The organism is Glutamicibacter sp. B1, assembly GCF_039602135.1.
GTDB classification, from domain to species: Bacteria; Actinomycetota; Actinomycetes; order Actinomycetales; family Micrococcaceae; genus Glutamicibacter; species Glutamicibacter ectropisis.
In genome coordinates, this window is sequence record NZ_CP125942.1 from 2,056,849 (window position 1) to 2,079,947 (window position 23,099).

Here is a 23,099-nt window from a genome sequence, read left to right on the forward strand (position 1 = left end):
AGCCACCAGCCTAGTGGGCCGCCTCGTGCCAGGTCCGGCCGATTCCCGGCTGGACATCCAATGGCACGAGCAGGTCGGCGGCTTGCCCCATTTCGCGAGTCACCAATTCCTGCACCGCATCCAGCTCACCAGCGGCAATTTCCAGAATCAATTCGTCATGGACCTGCAAGAGCATCCGAGATTTGTATTCCCCGGCTTCAAGGCCTTCGGCGATCTTGAGCATGGCAACCTTCACCAGGTCCGCCGCCGATCCCTGAATTGGTGCGTTCAACGCAGCCCGTTCGGCAATATCACGCAGACGACGATCGGAGCTGTTTAGTTCCGGCAGGTAGCGACGACGACCAAAGATCGTCTCGGTGTAGCCGTCCTTACGCGCCTGATCGACCACGGAACGAAGATAGGTGCGCACCGCGCCGAAGCGGTCGAAGTAATCCTTCATCAGCTTGCGAGCCTCATCCACACCGATCTTCAGCTGCTTGGACAGACCAAAGCTGCTCAGACCATAGGCCAAGCCGTAGCTCATCGCCTTGACCTTGGAACGCATTTCCGAGGTGACTTCCTCCGGCGCCACGTTGAACACGCGCGAACCAACATAGCGGTGCAAGTCTTCGCCATTTTGGTAGGCCTCAATGAGCCCCTCATCTTCGGAAAGATGCGCCATGATGCGCATTTCAATCTGCGAGTAGTCCACGGTCAGCAGGGTTTCATAGCCCTCGCCCACCATAAATACGTCGCGGATTCGTCGGCCCTCTTCGGAACGGACCGGAATGTTCTGCAGGTTCGGGTTCAGGCTCGAAAGTCGGCCGGTCGCCGCCACGGTCTGCGCGTAAGTGGTGTGAATTCGCCCGTCAGAATGCGTCGCTTTGAGCAACCCATCCACGGTTTGACGCAGCTTAATCGCATCACGGTACGCCATCAAAGCCACCAGGAACGGATGCCCGGTCTTAACCAGCAGATCCTGCAAAGACTCAGCGTCGGTGGTGAAACCAGTCTTGATCTTCTTGGTGCGCGGCAAATCCAGTTCCTCAAACAGGACGACCTGCAGCTGCTTCGGGCTGGAAAGATTAACTTCGTGGCCGATCGCAGCAAACGCAGCATTGGTCGCCTGATCCACCTGGGTGGTGAAGTGGGCACGCAACTCGTGGAGTCGATCTACATCCACGGCCACGCCGGCCCGTTCCATTTCGAAAAGCACCGGAATCAGTGGCAGTTCCATAGTCGCCGCCAATTCATCGGCGTGCTTCTCAACCAACTTCGTGGCGAGATACGCGGACAGATCGTGGATGGCTTGTGCCTGCGCCAAAGTGGGTTCTGCAAGATCCGAGGTCAACCCCAGATCCAACTCGCCCTTCTTCGCCTGATGCACCGGCACCGCATACTTCAGGTGATATTGCACCACGTCCACCAGATCGTGACTTCGCCGATCCGGCTGAATCAGGTAGGCGCTAATCAGCGTATCGTCCTTAATACCAGCTACTGTGAACCCGCGTTCGATCAGCAAGTGCATGGCAGCCTTGGCATCGTGGAAAATCTTTGGCGCCTGCTCATCAGCCAAGAACTGCGCCAGCACACTTTGAGTTTCTTCATCTAGTTCAGCAAGGTCCAGCCACGCCGCCTCGCTGCCACGGTAGAGCGCCAGGCCTACTGCTTCGGAATCCACCACTGCTGGTTGCAACGCGATCGCAGCACCCTGACCGGACTCCATGAATCCGCGTAGCGCTTCGGCGTTGTCGGTCACCACGCGAGTGAAGGCAGCCACTTCTGGTGCCACTTCTTCTTCCTGGGCAGCAAAAAGGTCGAACAGCCTCTTGCGCAGGGTATTAAACTCCAGCGCGTCGAACAAGTTCTCAATTTCTTCGCGGTTTGGTGCCTGAAGTTCCATCTCCTCCAGGGTTACCGGCAACTCAAGATCGTGCTTAAGTTGGTTCAGCCGACGGTTACGCGTCACATTGTCCACGTGCTCACGCAGCGAATCGCCGACCTTGCCCTTGATGGCGTCAATGTTTTCAAGAACGCCGGCAAGGTCACCATAAAGATTGAGCCATTTAGCAGCGGTCTTTGGACCAACGCCCGGGACACCTGGCAAGTTATCCGCGGTTTCACCAACCAGTGCTGCCAGGTCCGAGTAGCGTTCTGGGGGTACAAAATATTTCGCTTCTACCGCTGCCGCGTCCATCGGTGGAATGTCGCTGATACCCTTCTTGGGGTACAACACCAAGGTCTTCTCGGTGATCAGCTGGAAGGCATCGCGGTCTCCCGAGACCACCAGCACATCAAAGCCGGCTTCTTCACCCTTGGTCGCTAGCGTGGCAAGGATGTCGTCGGCCTCGAAGCTCTCCAAGGTGATGGCCGGAATGTTCATCGCCTTCATCACTTCTTGGATGAGGTCGATCTGGCCGTAAAACTCTTCCGGGGTCTTGTTTCGACCACCCTTGTATTCGGTGTACTCCAACGAGCGGAAGGTTGGGGTGTCTAGGTCGAAGGCCACGGCCACGTGCGTGGGCTTCTGCTGTCGGATCATCGTCAGCAGCATCGACACAAAACCATGGACAGCGTTGGTGTGTTGCCCGGTGCTAGTTGCGAAGTTTTCCGCAGGCAACGCATAAAAAGCGCGGAACGCCATGGAATGTCCGTCAATAATCAGCAGTCTCTTGTCCGACGCGGGTGTCGGTTTGGTAGTTTCGCTCACACCTGAAAGCCTAGTTGCCATGAACGACAATTTCACTACTCAACCCACGCAATCTTCGGCACATCCCTTTGCCGAGCAGCTAACCCGGCATGGCATTCCGCAGTCGGTCTGGCCTTATCTGACCCAAAACGGTGTCGGCGAGCTTGTCGAGAAACTGCAGATCGTCTTTACGCAGTTCAGCGCACAACAGTTGGTGGCCACCATGCCGGTTGCCGGCAACACTCAGGTATACGGGATCCTGCATGGCGGGGCTTCGGCTGCGTTAGCTGAAACGCTTGGCTCCATGGCTGCCGCACTGCACGCGGCCGGCACCGCCCAGCCAGTGGGCGTGGATCTGAACATCACCCATCACAAGGCTGGGCGTTCAGGCCTAGTCACCGGCGTCTGTACGCCGATCCATTTGGGCACACGCAGCACCTGCCACGAAATCATCATCACCAACGACGCCGATCAGCGCTTGGCCACGGCACGGATCACCAACATGCTACTACCCGTGCGCGAATAATAAGCGAACGATCAGCTCCTAGCCGACCGAGTACCGGGTGACGAAGGTGTCATCCCCCAAATCACGAACGTCCACAGCGGACAGTGGGGTGCTAATGCCGCGCCCAAAAATGCTGGTTCCTCCCCCAAGTACCACCGGAACGGTCACCACGAGCAACTCATCGAGCATCTTCGCCTGCACGAATCCTCCCGCTAGATCAGCACCGCCGACGATCCACACATCGCCTTCCCCCGCGCTGCGCGCGATGTCCTGGCTCCAGAAACCGATTTCTCCGCGGATAAAGGTCAGGTCGGTCTCCTCAATGGTGGGCAGTTCGTGGTGGGTAAAGACCCAGACGGGCTTGTCGCCAAACATCCACTTCATTCGCCCTTCGGCGACTTCGCGCGCAATGTCGGCATAGGTTTTCCCACCAATGACCACCGCACCAACGGTGTCGAAGAACCGGTCAAAGTGCTCTTTCACCCCGGACTTCTTGGCCACCGTGGTGAACCAATGAGCGTCTTTAGCACCATCAGCGATAAAACCATCAACTGAGGCACCCACATAGTACTTGAAGCTTGTCATGGCTCTAGTCTAGGGGTGCCTGAGTTGAAGGCAATATTTAGTTGTTTCTACCAGCCAGATACGAGTTGATCGTCCGGTCAGTTCTTCGCTAGTGGCTCGAGGAGAACCCTAGCAGTGCCTCGCTGAGCTGAGGAACGATCAGTACCACGCCGAAGGCTACGATCAACCCGGCCACAGCAAAGCAGAAGTATGCCCCGGCTTTGCTCAAGCCAGTGCTCTTTGCATCGTCCTTGGCTACGGCCAGCAGACGCACTCCGAAGGAATAAGCGGTGACGATCAGCATTGCCGAAATCCACGTGACCACGGCAACGATCCCAAAGGCGGACCAGTCGATCATGAGTTATCAGCTTCCTTCTGGGCCGCGGCAAGTTTTGCCTGCTGTGCATCGGCTTTAGCCTTGGCTCGACGCTGCTTCTTGGTCAAAATATTTACCGCAGCACCCGAATTATCAATGTCAGACATCGTCGTTTCGGCCCCATGCGGCTGCTTACGCGAGACAAACCAGATGACCAGCATTGCTGCCAGACCCAAGATCGCAACAATCACGACGCCTACGGTGCCCAGATGGGTGATCCAGGCAGCTATTCCGCCGACGACCGCTGCAGCTGGCAGGGTGAACAACCAACCAAGCGCGATACGCCCGGCAGTGCCCCAACGCACTTCGCCACCCTTGCGGCCCAATCCGGAACCAATGACTGATCCCGAGGCCACCTGCGTGGTCGACAGCGCAAACCCTAGGTGCGATGAGGCCAAGATTGCCGAAGCGGTGGAGACTTCTGCCGCGAAACCCTGTGCCGGCTTCACGTCGGTGAGGCCCGAGCCCATGGTCTGGATAATGCGCCAACCACCGGTGTAGGTACCCAAAGCGATAGCAAAAGCACAGGCGGCAACAACCCACAAGTGCACGCCCGAATCGGAGTCTTGCAGACCCGAAGCAACGAGGGTCAGGGTGATGATGCCCATGGTCTTCTGCGCATCGTTGGTACCGTGCGACAGCGCAACCAGCGAGGAGGAGAAAATCTGACCGTAGCGGAAACCGCCACGCTTAGGCGAAACGCCGCTTTGGCGTTTGGTGATGGCGTAGGCCAGTTTGGTGCACAGGTAGGCGGAGACACCAGCGATCACCGGTGCACACACCGCCGGCAGCAGGACCTTAGAGATCAAAACGCCGTAGTTCACGGAGGCAAAGCCTGCACCAACAATTGCCGCGCCAACCAGTCCGCCGAAGAGCGCGTGGGAGGAGCTTGATGGTAGGCCTAGGAGCCAGGTGAGAAGGTTCCAAATCACTGCGCCCATCAGGCCAGCGAAGATCATGGCGGGCCCAATGGCAACGCCAGTGGTTGGGTCTTCGTTGATGATGCCGCCAGAGATGGTCTTTGCCACTTCGGTGGAGAGAAATGCGCCGACAAGGTTCAATATTGCGGCGAGGGCAACTGCCTTCTTAGGGGAGATTGCACCGGTTGCGATCGGGGTGGCCATCGCATTGGCCGTGTCATGAAATCCGTTGGTGAAGTCGAAGAACAACGCCAAGGCAATGACTAGGACGACGATCAGCGTCAAATCCATGTAGTACCAGCCTGAAAGGTCGAACGGCAAGGGGGAAATTTGCTGGCTTCGAATAAGTTCCCCGCCATCGACAATGTTGTGCAGGACTTGGTTCCAAGCGCAGTTTCAATCTTAGGCGCACTGAGCAGTTCGTCAATCTCGACTGTCAACCAACAACAGGCTACGTTCAGATTAACTTTGAGCGTTCAGCACGCGATAGGCTCTCTGCCCGGGTCACCGCACTGCGGTGACATGAAAAATGTGCGTCAAAACATAAAGTGTCTTAACGCACATCTTCATTGAAGGCACATGAGCCCAAGGTTCTTACTTGACCTGCTCGACCACGGTTTCAGCAACCTGGCGCATGCTCAGGCGGCGATCCATCGAGGTCTTCTGGATCCAGCGGAAGGCTTCCGGCTCGGTCAGGCCCATCTTGGTAATCAGCAGGCTCTTGGCGCGGTCCACCAGCTTACGGGTTTCAAACTGCTCGGCCAGGTTGCTAACTTCTTCTTCCAGGGCACGCAGCTCGTCATTGCGCGAAATGGCGATCTCAATGGCTGGAGTCAGGTCGGCCGGGGTGAACGGCTTGACCACGTAGGCCATCGCTCCGGCTTCACGGGCACGCTCCACCAGTTCCTTCTGGCTGAACGCGGTCAATAGGACGACCGGGGCGATCTTCTCTTTGACGATGGCCTCAGCGGCGGTAATCCCGTCCATGACCGGCATCTTGACGTCCATGAGCACCAGATCGGGCTTAAGTTCGCGGGCCTTCTCCAGGGCAGCCTGGCCATTGTCGGCCTCGGCAACCACTTCGTAGCCTTCGGATCGCAGGATTTCGACGATATCCAGGCGGATCAGAGTTTCATCCTCAGCAACGAGAACACGACGCGGGGTGGACTGCACCTCGGAGGGGATTCGGGTGATTTCGGGTAGTTCGCTCATTGGCGCCTTCCTCTATGGTCAAAAATCCTGTCCGTGCGCTGGACAGCGGATAGATGGTTTCCGATAGCGAAGCCACATTGCCTCGGTTTCACATCTAAGCCTACTTGCATGTACTCTGGTTCAGGCGAAGACGCGAGGATCCCGATTAGGAAATCTGGAAAACCTCTAGTAAAGTAGTCAAAGTGCCAGCCCAAGTGGCGGAATCGGTAGACGCGCCGCACTCAAAATGCGGTATCGAAAGATGTGTGGGTTCGAGTCCCACCTTGGGCACAACAAAGTAACCGTTGGACCAGAGAAATTCTCTGGTCCGACGGTTTTTTTCTGCCCATTTTTAGCCCAAGTGTGAGCGAGTCCACACCAAGAGATTTTGGGGCCTTAAGCGCAAAAAAGTTCCGCTGCCTGAAACCCAGCGGTCTCAAACAGCGGAACTTTTAAGGCATCAGCGTAAAAACTGACCCCTAGCGGGAGGTACTAGAGGGACTTTGGAGTTGAAACATTCTCCGGTGCCCAAGGGCCAACCTTCTCGCGAGCTGGCATTGGCTTACCGTCAACCAGCTGACCTGCGTCGGCCAGATCGCCGATCTTGTGCACGCGCAGCGAGTTGGTGGAGCCAGCCTGGCCTGGAGGGGAACCAGCCGCGATGCAGACCAGGTCGTTGATGTCAGCCAAGCCTTCGGAGAGCAAAGCCTCGTCCACCTGGGCGGTCATCTTATCGGTGTGATCAGCGTAGGCGACCAAGCGAGCCTGGATGCCCCACATCAGCGTCATGATGTTGTAGGTCTGCTGCAGCGGGGTGAACGCGAGCACTGGCTTCTTCGGACGCAGTCGCGACAAACGTCGTGCCGAGTCACCGGACTGGGTGAAAGCCACAATGTACTTCGCGTCGAGCTGATCGGCGATCTCCACCGCAGCACGGGTGATCGCGCCACCACGGGTCTTAGGCTTCGAGCCCAGACGAGGGATGCGATCCAGACCATGCTCTTCGGTCGAAGCAATGATCCGGGACATGGTTTCCACGGTTTCTACTGGGTAGGCACCGACGGAGGTCTCCCCCGAAAGCATGACCGCGTCGGCACCATCAAGCACCGCGTTAGCGCAGTCCGAGGCTTCAGCACGGGTTGGGGTTGGCGACTCGATCATCGATTCGAGCACCTGGGTGGCAACAATCACTGGCTTAGCCCAGCGGCGAGCCAACTCAACGGCGCGCTTCTGCACCACTGGAACTTCTTCCAGTGGCAGTTCCACACCAAGGTCACCACGGGCCACCATGATGGCGTCGAACGCGTTGACGATCTCTTCTAGAGCAGCCACGGCCTGTGGCTTCTCAATCTTGGCGATCACCGGTACGCGGCGACCTTCTTCATCCATGATTTCGTGCACGCGCGAAATATCTTCGGCGTTACGCACGAAGGACAGGGCGACCATGTCGATGCCGGCGCGCAGGGCCCAGCGCAGATCGTCCTCATCCTTCTCGCTCAATGCCGGAACGTTCACAGCAACGCCTGGCAGGTTGATGCCCTTGTTGTTGGACACTTCGCCGCCGACGACGACCTCGGAGTGCACCGAGGTAGCGTCAACCGAAACAGCCTTGAGCTTGACCTTGCCGTCGTTGACCAGCAGGAAATCCCCTGGCTTCACATCGTTAGGCAGGCCCTTGAAAGTGGTCGAGCACAGATTACGAGTGCCTTCCACGTCATCAATGGTGATGGTGAACTCTTCGCCGGCTTCCAGGATGTACTTCGCGTTGTCCTTGAAGCGACCCAAACGGATCTTTGGTCCCTGCAGGTCGGCGAAAATACCTACCGCACGGCCGATCTCTGCTGCCGCGTTACGCACATTCGCCAGGGATTGTGCGTGCATGGAGTGGTCTCCATGGCTCATGTTTAAACGGGCTACGTCTACGCCCGCCTTTAGTACCGCTACAGTGTTTTCATAGCTCGCCAGGGCTGGACCCCAGGTTGCCACAATCTTTGCGCGTCTCATTCCGTCAGCCAAATGCCTTTCATGTTCACATAGGCAAAATGCGGCCCACCCAGAAATCGGATGCGCCGCATTCAAGCCTATGACACTCAAATGATGCTGATGGCCCTATCGGTTGGAGCTACCGGTGCAGGTAGGGTCGTCGAGCCCATGAGGAACTTATCGACCGAGGCAGCGCAAGCGCGACCTTCTGCGATAGCCCACACGATCAGCGACTGTCCCCGACCGGCGTCTCCGGCGACGAATACCGATTCGGTGTTTGTCATGTAGTAGCCATCTCGGGCGACGTTGCCCCGGTTGTCGAATTCGATACTGACTTGTTCGTCCAGTCCTGAAATTTCAGGCCCGGTGAACCCGAGGGCAAGCAAAACCAAATCCGCAGTGATGACGCGTTCGGTTCCAGGCTTCGGGAGGCGCTTGCCAGCAACAAATTCTGTCTCTGCAACTGTAACACCGATCACCTTGTTCTGCTCAGTTCCCTCACCGTTGACAAAGTTCACAGTCGAGGCAAGGTAGGTGCGTTCGCCGCCTTCTTCGTGCGAGGACTGCACTTCAAAGAGCACAGGCATCATCGGCCACGGGTGGTTTTCGCTACGTTCGGTGCCCGGCTGTTTGCCGATCGCCAGCGTCGTGACGCTCGCTGCGCCCTGTCGTAGCGCGGTACCGATGCAGTCCGACCCGGTATCGCCACCACCAAGAATCACCACATGCTTGCCCTTGGCATCGATGGTGCGCGTTGCCTTGCTACCAGCGACAACACGGTTGTTTTCAGTGAGGAACTCCATAGCGTGGTGTACGCCATCAAGCTTGTTTCCGGGGACCGGAAGTTCACGCGGCACGGTGGCACCGGTGGCAACAATCACTGCGTCGTAGTCACGCTGCAACTGCTTCCAGGTGATGTCCTTACCGATCTCGATGCCGGTGCGGAAGATCGTGCCTTCCTCACGCATCTGGGTCAGGCGACGATCGATAATCTGCTTTTCCAATTTGAAATCTGGAATTCCGAAGCGCAGCAGACCACCAATAGCCTCATCACGTTCGTACACGGCCACGGTGTGACCGGCGCGCGTCAGTTGCTGGGCGGCTGCCAACCCTGCTGGGCCCGAACCGACGATCGCCACACGGTGTTCGGTGTGACGTGCTGGTGGCTGTGGGACAAAGTCACCGGCATCCATCAGGTGCCCAGCCAATTCGGCTTCCACCTGCTTGATGGTGACCGCAGGCTGATTGATACCCAACACGCAGGATGACTCGCAGGGTGCCGGGCAGAGTTTGCCGGTCAGCTCCGGGAAGTTGTTGGTGGACAGCAACCGAGCAGCCGCATCGTCCATCCGACCCTTGTAGGTCAGATCGTTGAACTCGGGAATCAGGTTGCCCAAGGGGCAGCCCTGATGGCAGAACGGAATACCGCAGTCCATGCAGCGTGAAGCCTGCTGTTGTAGGGTGCCGTTCTTCTGGCGTTCGACAACTTCTTTATAGTCCATCAGGCGCACCGGTACTGGGCGCTTGGGTTGGGTGACGCGTTCGGTCACCTTCAGGAATCCGCGTGGATCAGCCACGGGTCACCTCCAAAATTTTGTTCCATACCTGTGGCGAATCAGGGTTTTCACCGTTGGCTTGTGCATCACTGCGGACCTGCTGCACGGCAGCGAAGTCGCGTGGGGTAATGCTGGTGATGCGGCTGCGGGTCTCTTCCCAATTCAGCACCAGGCGCTGTGCCAGAGGCGAGGCGGTCTGTGCAATGTGCTCGGTGAGCAGTGCGTGGATGCGTTCGGCTTCCTCATCGGTGATCTCGGTGATCAACAGGTCGCCCTGGCTGGCCGCCAATGGGTTGAGCTTGGCTTCATCGAAGTCCAGCACCCAGGCGACACCACCGGAGAACCCGGCGCCGAAGTTGCGTCCGGTCTGACCCAAGATGAGTACCTCACCGCCGGTCATGTATTCACAACCGTGTTCGCCGATGCCTTCGGTGATGATGGTCGCCCCGGAGTTACGCACAGCGAAGCGTTCGCCGACCATACCGTTGATGAACATCGAACCGCTGGTGGCGCCATAGCCCACCACGTTGCCGGCGATCACTTGCTCTTCCGGCGCAGACAGGGTGCTGGTCGGAGGATGGATGACGATCTTGCCGCCAGACAGGCCCTTGCCGACATAGTCGTTGGCGTCGCCATCCAGCGACAGGGTTACACCAGCTGGCAGGAAGGCACCGAGCGACTGACCGGCACGCCCGGAAAGGTTCACCGTGATGGTGTCTTCATCCAGGGTCTCCAGCCCGAAGGTCTTGGTGACGTGGTGGCCCAGCAGCGTGCCCACCGAACGGTCGGTGTTCACAATTGGCGCGTCGATGCTCACGCCGATGCGATCGGACAAGGCGGGAGCTGCCGCGGCCAGCAAGCGCTGATCCAGGTGGGACTCCAAACCGTGATCCTGCGAGATCCGGCGTCGACGCGCGGCAACTTCCACCGCTGGCTCATGGGTGATCGCAGCAAGAGCCAAGCCCGTCACCTTCTGATGGGCGCCGAGCTGTTCGGTATCGGTGTCCAGCAGTTCGACGCGGCCGATCACTTCATCCAGCGTGCGAGCACCCAGGGAGGCGAGCAACTCACGGACTTCTTCGGCGATGAACTCGAAGAAGTTCACCACAAACTCGGCCTTGCCGCTGAAGCGTTCACGCAGGACTGGGTTCTGCGTGGCCACACCCACCGGGCAGGTGTCCAGGTGGCACACGCGCATCATGATGCAGCCAGAAACCACCAGCGGTGCGGTCGCGAAACCGAATTCTTCGGCACCCAGCAGGGCGCCGATCAAAACGTCGCGGCCGGTCTTGAGCTGGCCGTCGACCTGCACGGTCACGCGGTCACGCAAACCATTGAGGATCAGCGTCTGCTGTGCCTCGGCCAGACCGAGTTCCCACGGGGTGCCGGCATGCTTCAGCGAGTTCATCGGCGAAGCACCGGTACCACCGTCGTGCCCTGAAATCAGGACCACATCGGCCTTGGCCTTGGCCACACCGGCGGCCACGGTACCAATTCCGGACTCCGAAACCAGCTTCACGTGCACACGGGCCGATGGATTGGAGCACTTGGCGTCGTGAATCAGCTGAGCCAAGTCCTCGATCGAGTAAATATCGTGGTGTGGTGGCGGGGAAATTAGCCCAACGCCCGGGGTGGAGTGGCGGGTTTTCGCGATCCAGGGGTAGAGCTTCTGGCTCATCAGCTGGCCGCCCTCGCCGGGCTTTGCACCCTGAGCCATCTTGATCTGGATGTCCTCGGCGTTGGACAGGTACAAGCTGGTCACACCAAAACGGCCCGAGGCGATCTGCTTGACCGCACTGCGACGCTCGGGGTCCAGCAGGCGCTCTGGATCCTCGCCACCTTCACCGGTGTTGGACTTACCGCCCAGCCGGTTCATGGCGATCGCCAGGGTCTCATGGGCCTCGGCGGAGATCGAACCGTAGCTCATAGCACCGGTGGCGAAGCGCTTGACGATCTCGGACACCGGCTCAACCTCATCGATGTCGATCGGGGTGATGCCTTCGGTCTTGAACTTCAGCAGGCCACGCAGGGTCTTGAGTTCAGCGGCCTGATCGTCCACTGCCTTGGTGTACTCCTTGAACACGTCGTAGCGACGGGTGCGGGTGGAGTGCTGCAGGCGGAAGACGGTCTGTGGGTCAAAGAGGTGCGGAGGGCCTTCGCGGCGCCACTGGTACTCGCCGCCGACTTCGAGCTCGTTGGCTTGCGAGGAGCCGTCGATCTCTGGGTAGGCGCGGGCGTGACGGGCAGCAGCTTCGGCCGCCACCACGTCAAGTTCGATCCCGGAGAGCTTGGTGGTGGTCCCGGTGAAGTACTGATCGACCACGCGCTGAGACAGGCCGACCGCTTCAAAGGTCTGCGCACCGCAGTAGCTGGAGACCGTGGAGATGCCCATTTTGGACATGATCTTCAGTACGCCCTTGCCCAGGGCCTTGATCAGGTTCGAGTTGGCGGTGGCACCATCGATGCCGGGCAGTTCGCCCTCTTCAGCCATCTGCTCCACCGATTCCAACGCCAGGTACGGGTTGATGGCGGCAGCGCCGTAGCCGATGAGCAGCGCGATGTGGTGCACTTCGCGGGCGTCACCGGACTCGATGATCAGCGAAGCACGGGTGCGGTTCGAGCTCTTGAGCAGGTGGTGGTGCACCGCGGAAGTCAGCAACAAGGAAGGGATCGGAGCCCAGGCTGCCGAAGAATCACGATCGGAGAGCACAATGTAGCGCACCCCACGGTTCACTGCAGCGGAGACCTTCTCACAAATTTCTTGCAGGCGGGCGCGCAGCTCGGATTCGCCACCGGCCGGACGATACAGCCCACGGACCTTCAGCGAAAGCTTTGATCCGGCAGCATCGCGCAGGTTCACGATCTTGGCCAGCTGGTCATTGGTCAGCACCGGGTAATCCAGTGCGATCTGCGACTGTGGCACCTTATCCAGGCTCAGCAGGTTACCGTCCGGGCCAATGGTGGTGCGCATCGAGGTGACCAGCTCTTCGCGGATGGCATCCAAGGGTGGATTGGTGACCTGGGCGAAGGACTGGGTGAAGTAGTCAAAGAGCAGGCGTGCACGATCGGCCAAGGCGGCGATCGGGGTATCGGTACCCATGGCTGCCAGGGGCTCGGCACCGGTGGAAGCCATCGGCGCCAGCAGGATGCGCAGCTCTTCGGTGGTGTAGCCGAAGGTCAGCTGACGCAGCAGCACGGAGGCCGAGTTGTGGCGCACATGCTCCAGGTCTGGGAAGTCGGCCAGGGTCTTCAGATTCTGTGAGACCCATTCGCGCCATGGCTTTGCGGCGGCAACTTCGGCCTTAATTTCGCTGTCTTCAACGATGCGGCCGGCGTTCAGGTCAACGGCGAACATTTTGCCCGGAGCCACACGGCCCTTGGAGACAATGTGCTCCTCGTCGACGTCGATCACGCCGACTTCACTGGCCAGCACGACCAGGTCGTCATCGGTAACCCACCAACGTGCCGGGCGCAGACCATTACGGTCCAGCACCGCACCGGCCATTTGACCGTCGGTGAAGCACACGGCAGCCGGCCCGTCCCATGGTTCGATGAGCATCGAGTGGTACTGGTAGAAGGCGCGCAGGTCCGCATCCATCTGCGTGTCGTTTTCCCACGGCTGCGGGATCATCATCATGATCGCTTCGGTGACGTTGCGCCCGGAAAGCATGAGCATTTCGGCGACCTCATCGAAGCTGGCCGAGTCTGAAGCACCGGCGGTGCAGATCGGGAACAGCTCTTCCGGTACTTCACCAAGCAGCGTGGAGTCCAAGGTGGACTGGCGGGCGCGCATCCAGTTGCGGTTGCCCTTGACCGTGTTGATCTCACCGTTGTGGGCGATGGTGCGGAAGGGCTGGGCCAGCGGCCACGACGGGAAGGTGTTAGTGGAGAAGCGGGAGTGCACGATCGCGCAACGGCTAGCGAAGCTGGCCTGGGACAGATCTGGGTAGAACGGTTCGAGCTGCGCGGTGGAAACCATGCCCTTGTAGACGATGGACTGTGCGGAGAAGGAGGCGAAGTAGACGCCCATCTTATTGTGCGCGCGACGGCGGATACGCCAGGCTGCTGCGTCGAGTTCACGGCTGCTCAACGCCGGAGCACCGGTCGGGCCGGCGACAAAGAATTGGGTGATGTACGGCATGACCTTGCGTGCCGAAGCACCCAGGACCGAGGCGTCGACGGGAACTTCGCGCCAGCCGAGGACTGAGAGGTTTTCTTCGGCGGCGAGGTTCTCAAGTTCTGCCTTGGCAAAGTCGCGCTCTTTGGACTGCGCGGGCAAGAAGCCCATACCCACGGCGTAGGATCCGGCCGCTGGGAGGGGGAAGTTGGTGGCACTGCGCAAGAATGCGTCGGGCATGTGTAGCAGGATGCCTGCACCGTCGCCGGTGCCTTCGTCAGCGCCGATGGCACCGCGGTGTTCCAGACGGCGCAAGGCGGTCAGGGCGTGCAAGACAATCTCGTGGCTGGATTCATTCTTCAGGGACGCAATCATTGCCAGACCGCAGGCGTCTTTCTCCGCCGCTGGATCATACAGCCCCCGCGCGCTAGGTAGCGCAGCGAAGCGGGTGTAGGGCGAGGCAACGTCCTCGCCATAACCTGGCGAGGCGTTCATTTGGACTCCGGTCATGCTCATGAGCGTGCCTTTCTGTGGTTCATGCAGGATCGGCGCGCCAGGCCCTTGGGCTATGAGGATATGTCCTGCAAGGGCGAAAGGCCGCCTAGATGTTTCATCGAACTGAAACTTTTCGACAGTGCTAAGCGGGGTGTGCCTGCGTATCGAGGTTCCGGGGACGAACATTTCCCACCTCGTTGTGGTGCTGCATCGCAGGGCGCACTCCAGGGGTTGAGTGGTCCATCACGATGCCAACACCACACGTTACGCAAAATATGTTTCTTCGGTGCGACCGTTTGTGTTTCGGGAATGTTAAAAGCAGGGCCTAGATCACAGGCTCTCCACCCCCTGCCCGCGACTGAAATCCTGAAAAACCGGTTTTGCCTACCGGTTTTGGCTGACTCTAATGTTTCGAGCATGTTGCGCAGACTTCTCACTGGGTAGCCGAAAATTTTTTGGATTTTTCTCCAAGTTTCGCCACACTTCGCCGATGGCACGTCATGAAAGCCAGGCGCCTGCCCCACAACTCGGGGTTAAACGGACGTGGCCGACAAGTGTGCATACTTGTCGGCCACGGCCTGGTGCGCTTACTGCACGGAGTCTTGAACCCTGTGGTAGGCAGCGTTATTCGGTTTTCTTGATTGGCCCATCTGGCGTATCTGGCTTCTGCGGCTTCTGCTCGTGCGAGGCCTGATCAGCTTCTTCACCATCGACTGCCTGTTCCCCGGTAGCGACCGGAACTGGCTGGCGCCCGGGCAGGAAGAACGGATCGGCGCTATCGCCTCGGGTTCGCTTAAGCACGATGATCAACGCGATCACACCGGCGACGGCCACGGCGATCGCCAACCACTGGTGCACCCGCAGACCCACGGGTCCGATATTGATGATCTCCGCTGGATCCAGACGCAGGGATTCGGTGAAGGTGCGACCAATGCCGTACCAAATCATGTAGCAGCAGAACAAGGCACCGCGACGAAGTTTGAACTTACGATCGAGCCCGATCAACACCAGTGCGCCCAGTACGTTCCACAAGGATTCGTAGAGGAAGGTCGGGTGAAAGAGCGTATCCGCCGGCAGTCCTGCCGGGAAGTTGTAGCTGTTCGGGTCAATTTCCAGACCCCAGGGCAAGGTGGTCGGCGCCCCAAAAAGTTCTTGGTTGAACCAGTTACCCCAACGCCCCAGCGCTTGAGCCAGCAAGAGTCCCGGGACGGCGGCATCGGCAAAGGCCGAGAGCCGCACTCCGGCCTTACGCGCACCAATCCAGGCCCCGAGGGAACCTAAGGCGACCGCACCCATAATGCCCAATCCGCCCAGCCAGAGCTGCGGGATCTCTGCCCAGTGGGCCTGCTGCCCACCCAGACCGAAGTAGTACATCGGGTCGGTGATCAGCACGTGGTACAGCCGACCGCCGACGATGCCAAAAGGAATCGCCCAGATCGCAATATCCCACAGCATGTCCGAATTACCGCCACGGGCCTGCATGCGCTTATTGGTTAACCAGAGCGCAACCAGAATTCCGGCCAGAATGCACAGCGCATAGGCGTGGATGGTCAGCGGTCCAATACTGAACTTGGAGAACTCGGTAGGCGGTGAAGGGATCGAGGCAGGCACGGCCAAGGCCAGCTGGGAAAGGCTAGGCATTAGGCGCGTCCGCTCAGTTCGGCGGCGAGGCGACCTACCGCAGGCACTCCCCCATCACGCAGGGCGGCGACCAGTGCGGTACCAACGATCACGCCGTCGGCATAGGCACCAATTTCTTCCACGTGTTCGCGGCGTGAGACGCCCAAACCAACGCAGGCGTTTTCGGCGCCGGCTGCATGCGCGGCAGCGACCACGGCCTGGGCCGCCGAGGATACTTCGGTGCGAGCCCCGGTGACACCCATGAGCGAAACACAGTAGATGAAACCGCTGGAGGCATCAACCGTGCGCTGTACGCGCTGCTCGCCGGAGGAAGGTGCGATCAAGAAGACGCGCTCCAGATCGTATTTGGTGCTCGCTTCGATCCATTCGCCGGCTTCTTCAGGCACCAGGTCTGGGGTGATCAGCCCGGCGCCCCCAGCTTCAGCGAAACGGCGCGAGAATTCATCTACGCCCATGCGAAGTACCGGGTTCCAGTAGGTCATCACCATGACTGCCGCATCGGTGCGCTCGGTGATGCCGCGGACGATGTCAAACACCTGCGACACCTTAAAGCCGTTGGCCAACGACTGGACGGTGGCTTCCTGGATGACCTGACCGTCCATGACCGGGTCGGAGTACGGAATACCGATCTCGATGATGTCCGCACCGTTTTCGGCCAGTGCCACGGCAGCTTCAATGCTCGTTGGCACGTCCGGGAATCCGGCTGGGAGGTAGCCGATCAGCGCCGGACGGCCCTCGGCACGGGCGGCTGCGATCTTCTGCGCACTAGTCACGCGGGTCATCTACTTCTCCTCGGAATTCTGCGAGCCGGAGCTCTGCGAGTTCGCCGCGTTGATTTCGGCTTCAGCATCTTTTTCGTCGATCATGTTGAACCAGGCGGCAGCCGTGCCCACGTCCTTATCGCCGCGACCGGAAAGGTTCGCGATGATGATGGTCTCCTCCGGGTTGGCGCCTTCGGCGATCTTGCGCTGGGCCAAGCGGATAGTACCAGCCAGGGCGTGCGCGGATTCGATCGCCGGCAAAATGCCCTCGGTACGGCATAGGGCCTTGAAGGCGTCCATGGCTTCGGTATCGGTCACCGGTTCGTAGCTCACGCGGCCAATGTCCGAAAGGTACGCGTGCTCCGGGCCCACTCCTGGGTAGTCCAGACCGGCTGAAATGGAGTGCGATTCGATGGTCTGGCCATCTTCGTCCTGCATCAAATAGGACTTGGCGCCGTGTAGCACGCCCGGGCGACCCAGGGTGATGGTCGCTGCGTGGCGGTCGGTTTCTACCCCGTCGCCGCCGGCTTCAAAACCGTAGATTTCGACCTCGGGATCGTCAAGGAAACCGTGGAAGATGCCGATCGCGTTCGACCCGCCACCAATACAGGCGGTGACCGCGTTAGGCAGGCGACCGGTCTGGGCAAGGATCTGCTCGCGGGCCTCGTCGCCGATCACCTCGTGGAAGTAACGCACCATGGCTGGGAAGGGTGCCCCACCGGCGGCAGTTCCCAACAGGTAGTGGGTGTTTTCCACGTTGGCGACCCAGTCACGCAGGGCCTCGTTGATCGCGTCCTTCAGCGTCTGGGAACCCACGGTTACCGGGATGACGGTCGCGCCCAGCAGGCGCATGCGAGCCACGTTCAGTGCCTGGCGGCGGGTATCCTCGGCGCCCATGTAGACCACGCATTCCAGACCCATCAGGGCTGCAGCGGTAGCCGAAGCCACACCGTGCTGCCCGGCACCGGTCTCGGCGATAATGCGGGTCTTACCCATGCGCTTAGCCAGCAACGCCTGGCCGAGCACATTGTTGATCTTGTGGCTACCGGTGTGGTTCAGATCTTCGCGCTTGAGGAAGATCCGCACCCCGCCGCAGTACTGCTGCGAAAAACGCTTGGCTTCGGTGAGCAGCGAGGGGCGTCCCGAGTAGTTCGTGTTCAGGTCCTTGACCTGCGCGATGAACTCTGGGTCGTTCTTCGCGGCCTCGAAAGTCTCGTTCAGTTCGTCCATGGCGGCCATGAGGGACTCGGGCATCCATCGTCCACCGTAGGCACCAAAATAGGGGCCACTTGCGTGCCTTAGCGACTGTGCATCGATCGACTGGCCATGCGCGGAATTCTCCGGGGTGCTCATCGATTCCCTCTTTTCTCAAACGAAGCTTGATTCGTGGTAAGTTTCGTGCCCCGCCGGAAACTCCTGCGGGGCACGTGAAAGTTTTCTCTGGCGCCCTAAGCTTTGCGGCGATTAGCGTCGCGGTTTGGCTTCGGTTCCAGCAGTGATGAATTCGGCGACGGTGGCACGTGGATTTGCGTGTTTCACCAGGGCCTCACCCACCAGGATGGCATCAGCGCCGGCGCTGCCGTAAAGGGCGACCTGTTCGGCTGATTCAACACCTGATTCGGCGACGATCACCGCGTGGGCAGGGATCAGCGGGGCAAGTTTGCCAAAGGTCGCAGGATCAACGTCGAGCGTCTTCAGATTGCGCACGTTGACACCAATGATTTTTGCTCCGGCCTTGATCGCCCGTTGAATTTCTTCCTCGGTATGCGTCTCGACTAGGGCATTCATTCCCAGCTGATGCGTTAATTCTAGGAAAGATTTCAGCAATTGGTCATTCAGCGCCGCAACAATGAGCAATACGAGGTCGGCCCCATGGGCACGGGCCTCATAAATTTGGTACTCATCAACGGTGAAGTCCTTGCGCAGCACCGGAATATTCACGGTCGCACGCACCGCATCAAGGTCATCGAGTGAACCACCAAAACGCCGGGCTTCGGTCAGTACCGAAATCACCGAGGCGCCACCTGCCTCATATTCGGCAGCCAGCACGGCCGGATCGGCGATCTCTGCCAGCGCGCCCTTTGATGGGGACTTACGCTTGACCTCGGAGATAACCCGCAGGGTGTGATCGCGCGAAGATTGGTCCTCGCTGCCGCCTAACGCTGCAAAGGCATCGCGTGCCGGAGCGCTGGCAGCAGCAGCAGCCTTGATCGACTCAAGGCTTGTCAGTGCGCGACGGGCGCCCAGGTCTTCCCGGACGCCCGCAATGATCTCGTCAAGAACGCTCAATTTAGTGCGCTGCTCCACTGCGTGCGCCACCGACGCCGAAGCCCGCTGCCTTCAAGATCGCGCCGACGACTAGGCCCAGAACGACGATGCCGCAGCCAACCCAGACGATGGGCCAAGCCAGGTTCGCAAAAGCGATGCCACCAACGATGAAACCTAGGGTCATGATCAGCACGCAGCTCCATGCTGCGATGGAGTTACCGTGGCCAATCTCTTCGGTGTATACCGGATCGATCTCGGTGTTCTGCGACATTTCTCGCGTTCTCCTCATATTTGGTAATGCGCCGTGGCTCTTCTCGGAGCCAGCGACGTTGGTCTTCACAGACCATTCTGCCATCTGTGCCCGGTCACAGCCTATTTGGCCGGGCTTTCGTTTCGCGTCGGTGCTGTGAATCACCGGTGCGGTGCGACTATTTCGCTTCGGTAGTTGGATCCTCGCCGGCTGAAAGCTGCTCCCAATTGGCGATGCTACGCGATGAATCGTCCTTGTTCACCTGCGCGTTTTTCGCGACCTGGCGGTCGTACTTGCTGGCCTTTGTTGGCCACCTACGAGCGAATACAAAAATCAGTAGTGCCTGCAGGGCCATCAGCGCACCAGCCACAATGGCCAAGACCGGCCAAGCGGTCAGCGTGTATTCCCCAACATTTTGGGTCAGTCCGGTCGCTTCAGCCACGGCGGTGGCGGCGACGGCCTGCGGGTCGCCCAGGGCATTGGCGCCAGCCGCAATGGCAGCCCCACCGGCCAGCAGGCTCAGCGCAGCGATAATATAGCGCGAGATTTTGCCGGCGATCAGCAGGGCCAGCGATCCGGCCAGCACCACAACACACACGGCCGTCACGGAGGCTGCCGCGGTTGCACCATCAATCACAATCTGCGGGATCTGCACGGAACTGGCGGGAACATCCACGGTGATCCAGGTTCTGGTTGCGGACCAAAATCCCAGCAGGGCCCCGAGCACACCAAGCATGGCAAGGTAGCGGGCACTGGTTAATTTTTTCACTTCTGTTCACCTTGTTCGGCGTTTTGTTCGGCGTTGATGGTGTGTGCGTCGTGCATGGATTGTGCGGCCCACACAGCACGCAGGGGTGCAGCCGCCTTGTTCACTGTTTCCAGGGCCTCATCGGCAAACTTCGAGTCGTTCACGATGCCGCCGCCGGCCTGAACATAAGCACGCCCACCCTTGAGCAGGGCGGAGCGGATGGCAATGGCCATGTCCATGTCGCCAGCAAAGTCGAGGTAGCCCACGACCCCACCGTAGATGCCACGGCGGTACGGCTCATATTCATCCAACAATTGCAGGGCGCGCGGCTTCGGTGCACCGGAAAGCGTTCCGGCCGGGAACGTCGCGGCGAGCACATCGTAGGCGTCAACATCATCACGGGTTTTACCCACCACGTTGGAGACCAGGTGCATGATGTGGCTGAAGCGCTCCACCTCCATGAACTGGGTGACTTCCACGGTGCCAGCCTGGCATACTCGCGAGAGGTCATTGCGTGAAAGGTCGACCAGCATCAGGTGCTCGGCTCGTTCCTTCTCGTCGTACACCAGCGACTTTTCGAAGAGCTGATCATCCTCATAGTTGGCGCCGCGGGGACGTGATCCGGCGATCGGGTGAGTCACCACATGCGAATCGTTGACCGTTACCAATGCTTCGGGCGAGGAGCCGACGATCTCAAAGGTTTCGCCGTCTTCGTTTTCGAAGTTGAACAGGTACATGTAGGGGCTCGGGTTGGTCGCACGCAGCACGCGATAAACGTCCAGGGCGTCGGCCTGGGTTTCCAGTTCGAAGCGTCGTGATACCACGATCTGGAAGACTTCACCGTCGACGATCGCGGTCTTGGACTTGGCCAGGGCCTCAAGGTACTGATTCTCCGCCCAGGAGTGAGTGACCTGATCCATCAGCTGCTCGCGTGGCACATCCGTTCCGGTCAGTACCGAGGCAGTGGCTTCTACCGGCTGAGCTAGTTGGTCGAGCATCGCTTGCAAGCGCTCTACGGCGTCGTCGTAGGCCTCGTCCACATTGTCGTCACTGCCGTTGAAATTAATGGCGTTGGCGATCAGCGTAACCGTGCCTTCTGCCGAGTCATGCGCGGCCATATCGGCCACCAAGTTCATGCTGAGCTCTGGCAAGTTCAGATCGTCAGCCGGAGGATTAGGCAGTTTCTCCCAGTGCCGCACGCATTCCCAGCCGACGAATCCGACCATGCCACCGGTCAGTGGAGGCATGCCCGGCACTGGTTCGGTTTTCAGGGCACGGACCGTGTCTCTTAGCACCTCAACGCCGACGCCTCCGGTGGGTAGGCCTTCGGGGGCGTGCCCCTGCCAGTAGGCTTCTCCCCCACGGGTGCTCAAGGTCGCCGGTGAATTCACACCAATAAAGGAATAGCGGCTCCACACGCCACCCGGGGCCGCAGACTCCATAAGAAAGGTGCCTGGCCGGCCCTGGGCCAATGTTCGATACAGTCCGATCGGAGTCAAGGAGTCAGCCAGGACCGTGACCGTCACCGGAATCACGCGACGATCGGTGGCCATGGCGCGGAAGTGTTCACGCGACGGGGAAATCTTGCCCAGAGTTTTCATCAGTGTTCTTCTTCTACGTGTTAATCCTGTTCGGTGGTTGCCGTCCAGGAGGCATCAAATTCCGCTCGCTGCTCGTGAGCGGGCAGAAATTTGGAAAGTACTATTCGGAGCGATTGCCGAGCACGGCAGGAAGTGCTCGATCGGTAAAGCAGGATTCGGTTCCGGTATGGCATGCAGCGCCCACCTGATCCACCTGCACCAGCAACGCATCGCCATCACAATCTAAGGCGACGGACTTCACGAACTGGAAATGGCCGGAGGTATCGCCCTTACGCCAATATTCCTGCCGGGAGCGCGAGTAGAAGGTCACGCGTCCGGTGCTCAAAGTGCGGCGTAGCGCCTCGTCATCCATCCAGCCGAGCATCAGGACCTTGCCCGTGTCGTATTGCTGTGCGATAGCCGCGACCAGCCCATTGCCATCGCGCTTGAGACGATCGGCAATTGCTGGATCCAGGCTTGGTGTTTCAGAGCTCAAATTCGAGCCGTCGTTAGAAGTAGACATCCCCTTTAGCATACTGGTTTTACCGCTATTTCATTGCCCTGTGACGTAGTCGCAGTCAAAGCGTGGCAGTTGTTCAGCGACACTGCCCACACATTGCACTGTTCGGCGCGTACACCGTGCTACTTTCAGAAGTGATGCACTTAGTTCAGGCTTCCAGACTCGCGTTGGCCGAGACCTTGCTTGCCGCAGGTCCTACCGCTGACACTCTTTGCGACGGGTGGCAAACCCGTCATCTTGCCGCGCACCTTGTTGTTCGCGAACGATCTCTGCTCGCAGCGGGAGTGGTTTTCAAACCGCTGTCCAAGAAACTTGACGCGAAGGTCAATGAGCTCGCTGCCGAAGCCCAATCACCTGAACGTTATGCTTCCCTGATCCGTGCTTTCCGTTCGGGTCCAGCGAAGTACTCGCCCTTTGTTATTGACAAGGTCGACCAGGTCGCCAATCTTGCCGAGTACTTCATCCACACCGAAGACGTGCGACGCGCTCGGGCACAGTGGGCCCCGCGTGTTCTCGATAAGGAATACACCGAGCTTCTTTGGCAGTCGCTGACTCGTATGTCGCGCTTGCTCTTCCGTAAGGCGCCGGTTGGCATCATTCTGACGCGTCCCGACGGTCAGCGCCATGTGGCCAAGAAGGCACCTAATGCTGTCTCGATCACCGGGCCCGTCACCGAGTTGATGCTCTATGGCTTCGGGCGTATCGATCAAAGCCTTGTGCTTTTCGAAGGTGGCGAAACCGCTCTAGAGATCGTCAAGGGCTACAAGCCCGGGTTCTAGGTCCGCCCCGTCTCCACTGCGGGCGTTCATCGCGGGTGTATCCTTAGTGGCCCCACAGGGACGCGCCACTTCCCTACCTGCTCAAGAAGCTGACCACACCTATTCACAACTCTCTTTTGAGAAGTCCACCGAATGCACGATAAACATTCAGTTGCGCCTGACTTCATCAGGTTTCTC

Annotated in this window: 18 protein-coding genes and 1 tRNA gene; 3 read left to right on the forward strand and 16 right to left on the reverse strand. The window is 59.3% G+C overall.

What is annotated here, in order from left to right:
- Window positions 1-10: 10 nt before the first annotated feature.
- Window positions 11-2,623: a DNA polymerase I gene (gene polA, locus QMQ05_RS09545; protein ID WP_345474698.1), complete on the reverse strand. Its 2,613-nt coding sequence runs from the start codon at window positions 2,621-2,623 to the stop codon at window positions 11-13.
- Between the two features lie 85 nt (window positions 2,624-2,708).
- Between polA and QMQ05_RS09550 the strand changes: the two genes are divergently transcribed.
- Window positions 2,709-3,194, forward strand: coding sequence for a hotdog fold thioesterase (locus QMQ05_RS09550; RefSeq protein WP_345469530.1), 486 nt, complete (start codon window positions 2,709-2,711; stop codon window positions 3,192-3,194).
- Window positions 3,195-3,212: 18 nt separating this feature from the next.
- Here QMQ05_RS09550 and QMQ05_RS09555 read toward each other — a convergent pair whose 3' ends face one another.
- The 4 genes from QMQ05_RS09555 to QMQ05_RS09570 all read right to left on the reverse strand — a co-directional run bounded on the left by QMQ05_RS09555 (window position 3,213) and on the right by QMQ05_RS09570 (window position 6,245).
- Window positions 3,213-3,758 carry a dihydrofolate reductase family protein gene (locus QMQ05_RS09555; protein WP_345469532.1) on the reverse strand — a complete coding sequence of 182 codons (546 nt, stop codon included), beginning with the start codon at window positions 3,756-3,758 and terminating at the stop codon, window positions 3,213-3,215.
- Between the two features lie 88 nt (window positions 3,759-3,846).
- Window positions 3,847-4,095 (reverse strand): hypothetical protein, encoded by a 249-nt coding sequence (locus QMQ05_RS09560; protein ID WP_345469534.1) that lies wholly within the window; start codon window positions 4,093-4,095, stop codon window positions 3,847-3,849.
- Complete coding sequence (locus QMQ05_RS09565; RefSeq protein ID WP_345469536.1) at window positions 4,092-5,324, reverse strand: inorganic phosphate transporter; 1,233 nt, start codon at window positions 5,322-5,324, stop codon at window positions 4,092-4,094. The genes QMQ05_RS09560 and QMQ05_RS09565 overlap by 4 nt, the downstream gene beginning before the upstream one ends.
- A 303-nt stretch (window positions 5,325-5,627) precedes the next feature.
- Window positions 5,628-6,245 carry an ANTAR domain-containing response regulator gene (locus tag QMQ05_RS09570; RefSeq protein ID WP_058254570.1) on the reverse strand — a complete coding sequence of 206 codons (618 nt, stop codon included), beginning with the start codon at window positions 6,243-6,245 and terminating at the stop codon, window positions 5,628-5,630.
- Between the two features lie 188 nt (window positions 6,246-6,433).
- Here QMQ05_RS09570 and QMQ05_RS09575 point away from each other — a divergent pair.
- Window positions 6,434-6,515 (forward strand) — tRNA-Leu (locus QMQ05_RS09575).
- 201 nt (window positions 6,516-6,716) lie between these two features.
- Here QMQ05_RS09575 and pyk read toward each other — a convergent pair.
- From pyk to hisI, 11 genes are all read right to left on the reverse strand, one after another.
- Entirely contained in the window at window positions 6,717-8,228 is a 1,512-nt protein-coding gene (gene pyk / locus QMQ05_RS09580) for a pyruvate kinase (protein WP_345469540.1), read from the reverse strand.
- Between the two features lie 86 nt (window positions 8,229-8,314).
- A complete protein-coding gene (locus QMQ05_RS09585; protein WP_058254572.1) occupies window positions 8,315-9,784 on the reverse strand; it encodes a glutamate synthase subunit beta in 1,470 nt (489 codons plus the stop codon).
- Window positions 9,777-14,396, reverse strand: a complete 4,620-nt coding sequence (gltB, locus tag QMQ05_RS09590) for a glutamate synthase large subunit (RefSeq protein ID WP_434063136.1) — start codon at window positions 14,394-14,396, stop codon at window positions 9,777-9,779. Before gltB ends, QMQ05_RS09585 begins: the two co-directional genes overlap by 8 nt.
- A 603-nt stretch (window positions 14,397-14,999) precedes the next feature.
- The gene (gene lgt, locus QMQ05_RS09595) at window positions 15,000-16,016 is read right to left on the reverse strand and encodes a prolipoprotein diacylglyceryl transferase (protein WP_345469543.1); all 1,017 of its coding nucleotides are present in this window, start codon (window positions 16,014-16,016) and stop codon (window positions 15,000-15,002) included.
- Window positions 16,016-16,798, reverse strand: a complete 783-nt coding sequence (trpA, locus tag QMQ05_RS09600; RefSeq protein WP_345469545.1) for a tryptophan synthase subunit alpha — start codon at window positions 16,796-16,798, stop codon at window positions 16,016-16,018. Before trpA ends, lgt begins: the two co-directional genes overlap by 1 nt.
- Entirely contained in the window at window positions 16,799-18,130 is a 1,332-nt protein-coding gene (gene trpB / locus QMQ05_RS09605; protein ID WP_058254575.1) for a tryptophan synthase subunit beta, read from the reverse strand.
- Window positions 18,131-18,241: 111 nt separating this feature from the next.
- On the reverse strand, window positions 18,242-19,066 hold the full coding sequence (gene trpC / locus QMQ05_RS09610) for an indole-3-glycerol phosphate synthase TrpC (RefSeq protein ID WP_334122912.1): 825 nt from the start codon (window positions 19,064-19,066) through the stop codon (window positions 18,242-18,244).
- A gap of 1 nt (window position 19,067) precedes the next feature.
- On the reverse strand, window positions 19,068-19,316 hold the full coding sequence (locus QMQ05_RS09615; RefSeq protein WP_058254577.1) for an HGxxPAAW family protein: 249 nt from the start codon (window positions 19,314-19,316) through the stop codon (window positions 19,068-19,070).
- A gap of 157 nt (window positions 19,317-19,473) precedes the next feature.
- On the reverse strand, window positions 19,474-20,064 hold the full coding sequence (locus tag QMQ05_RS09620; protein ID WP_345469548.1) for a Trp biosynthesis-associated membrane protein: 591 nt from the start codon (window positions 20,062-20,064) through the stop codon (window positions 19,474-19,476).
- Window positions 20,061-21,644 carry an anthranilate synthase component I gene (locus tag QMQ05_RS09625; protein ID WP_345469550.1) on the reverse strand — a complete coding sequence of 528 codons (1,584 nt, stop codon included), beginning with the start codon at window positions 21,642-21,644 and terminating at the stop codon, window positions 20,061-20,063. Before QMQ05_RS09625 ends, QMQ05_RS09620 begins: the two co-directional genes overlap by 4 nt.
- Window positions 21,645-21,744: 100 nt before the next feature.
- Window positions 21,745-22,146 (reverse strand): phosphoribosyl-AMP cyclohydrolase, encoded by a 402-nt coding sequence (gene hisI, locus QMQ05_RS09630; RefSeq protein WP_345469552.1) that lies wholly within the window; start codon window positions 22,144-22,146, stop codon window positions 21,745-21,747.
- 62 nt (window positions 22,147-22,208) lie between these two features.
- On the opposite strand from hisI, the gene QMQ05_RS09635 reads away from it, so the two are divergent.
- Window positions 22,209-22,922: a TIGR03085 family metal-binding protein gene (locus QMQ05_RS09635; RefSeq protein WP_345469554.1), complete on the forward strand. Its 714-nt coding sequence runs from the start codon at window positions 22,209-22,211 to the stop codon at window positions 22,920-22,922.
- Window positions 22,923-23,099 lie beyond the last annotated feature (177 nt).

What these genes read in the sequence shown, in the direction of transcription:
- QMQ05_RS09570 (WP_058254570.1), bottom strand. Translation starts at nt 6,245, where the DNA reads ATGAGCGAACTACCCGAAATCACCCGAATCCCCTCCGAGGTGCAGTCC.
- trpB (WP_058254575.1), bottom strand. Translation starts at nt 18,130, where the DNA reads ATGAGCACCCCGGAGAATTCCGCGCATGGCCAGTCGATCGATGCACAG.
- QMQ05_RS09625 (WP_345469550.1), bottom strand. Translation starts at nt 21,644, where the DNA reads ATGAAAACTCTGGGCAAGATTTCCCCGTCGCGTGAACACTTCCGCGCC.
- gltB (WP_434063136.1), bottom strand. Translation starts at nt 14,396, where the DNA reads ATGAGCATGACCGGAGTCCAAATGAACGCCTCGCCAGGTTATGGCGAG.
- polA (WP_345474698.1), bottom strand. Translation starts at nt 2,623, where the DNA reads ATGGCGTTCCGCGCTTTTTATGCGTTGCCTGCGGAAAACTTCGCAACT.
- QMQ05_RS09615 (WP_058254577.1), bottom strand. Translation starts at nt 19,316, where the DNA reads ATGTCGCAGAACACCGAGATCGATCCGGTATACACCGAAGAGATTGGC.
- lgt (WP_345469543.1), bottom strand. Translation starts at nt 16,016, where the DNA reads ATGCCTAGCCTTTCCCAGCTGGCCTTGGCCGTGCCTGCCTCGATCCCT.
- trpA (WP_345469545.1), bottom strand. Translation starts at nt 16,798, where the DNA reads ATGACCCGCGTGACTAGTGCGCAGAAGATCGCAGCCGCCCGTGCCGAG.
- QMQ05_RS09555 (WP_345469532.1), bottom strand. Translation starts at nt 3,758, where the DNA reads ATGACAAGCTTCAAGTACTATGTGGGTGCCTCAGTTGATGGTTTTATC.
- pyk (WP_345469540.1), bottom strand. Translation starts at nt 8,228, where the DNA reads ATGAGACGCGCAAAGATTGTGGCAACCTGGGGTCCAGCCCTGGCGAGC.
- QMQ05_RS09565 (WP_345469536.1), bottom strand. Translation starts at nt 5,324, where the DNA reads ATGGATTTGACGCTGATCGTCGTCCTAGTCATTGCCTTGGCGTTGTTC.
- hisI (WP_345469552.1), bottom strand. Translation starts at nt 22,146, where the DNA reads ATGTCTACTTCTAACGACGGCTCGAATTTGAGCTCTGAAACACCAAGC.
- QMQ05_RS09560 (WP_345469534.1), bottom strand. Translation starts at nt 4,095, where the DNA reads ATGATCGACTGGTCCGCCTTTGGGATCGTTGCCGTGGTCACGTGGATT.
- QMQ05_RS09550 (WP_345469530.1), top strand. Translation starts at nt 2,709, where the DNA reads ATGAACGACAATTTCACTACTCAACCCACGCAATCTTCGGCACATCCC.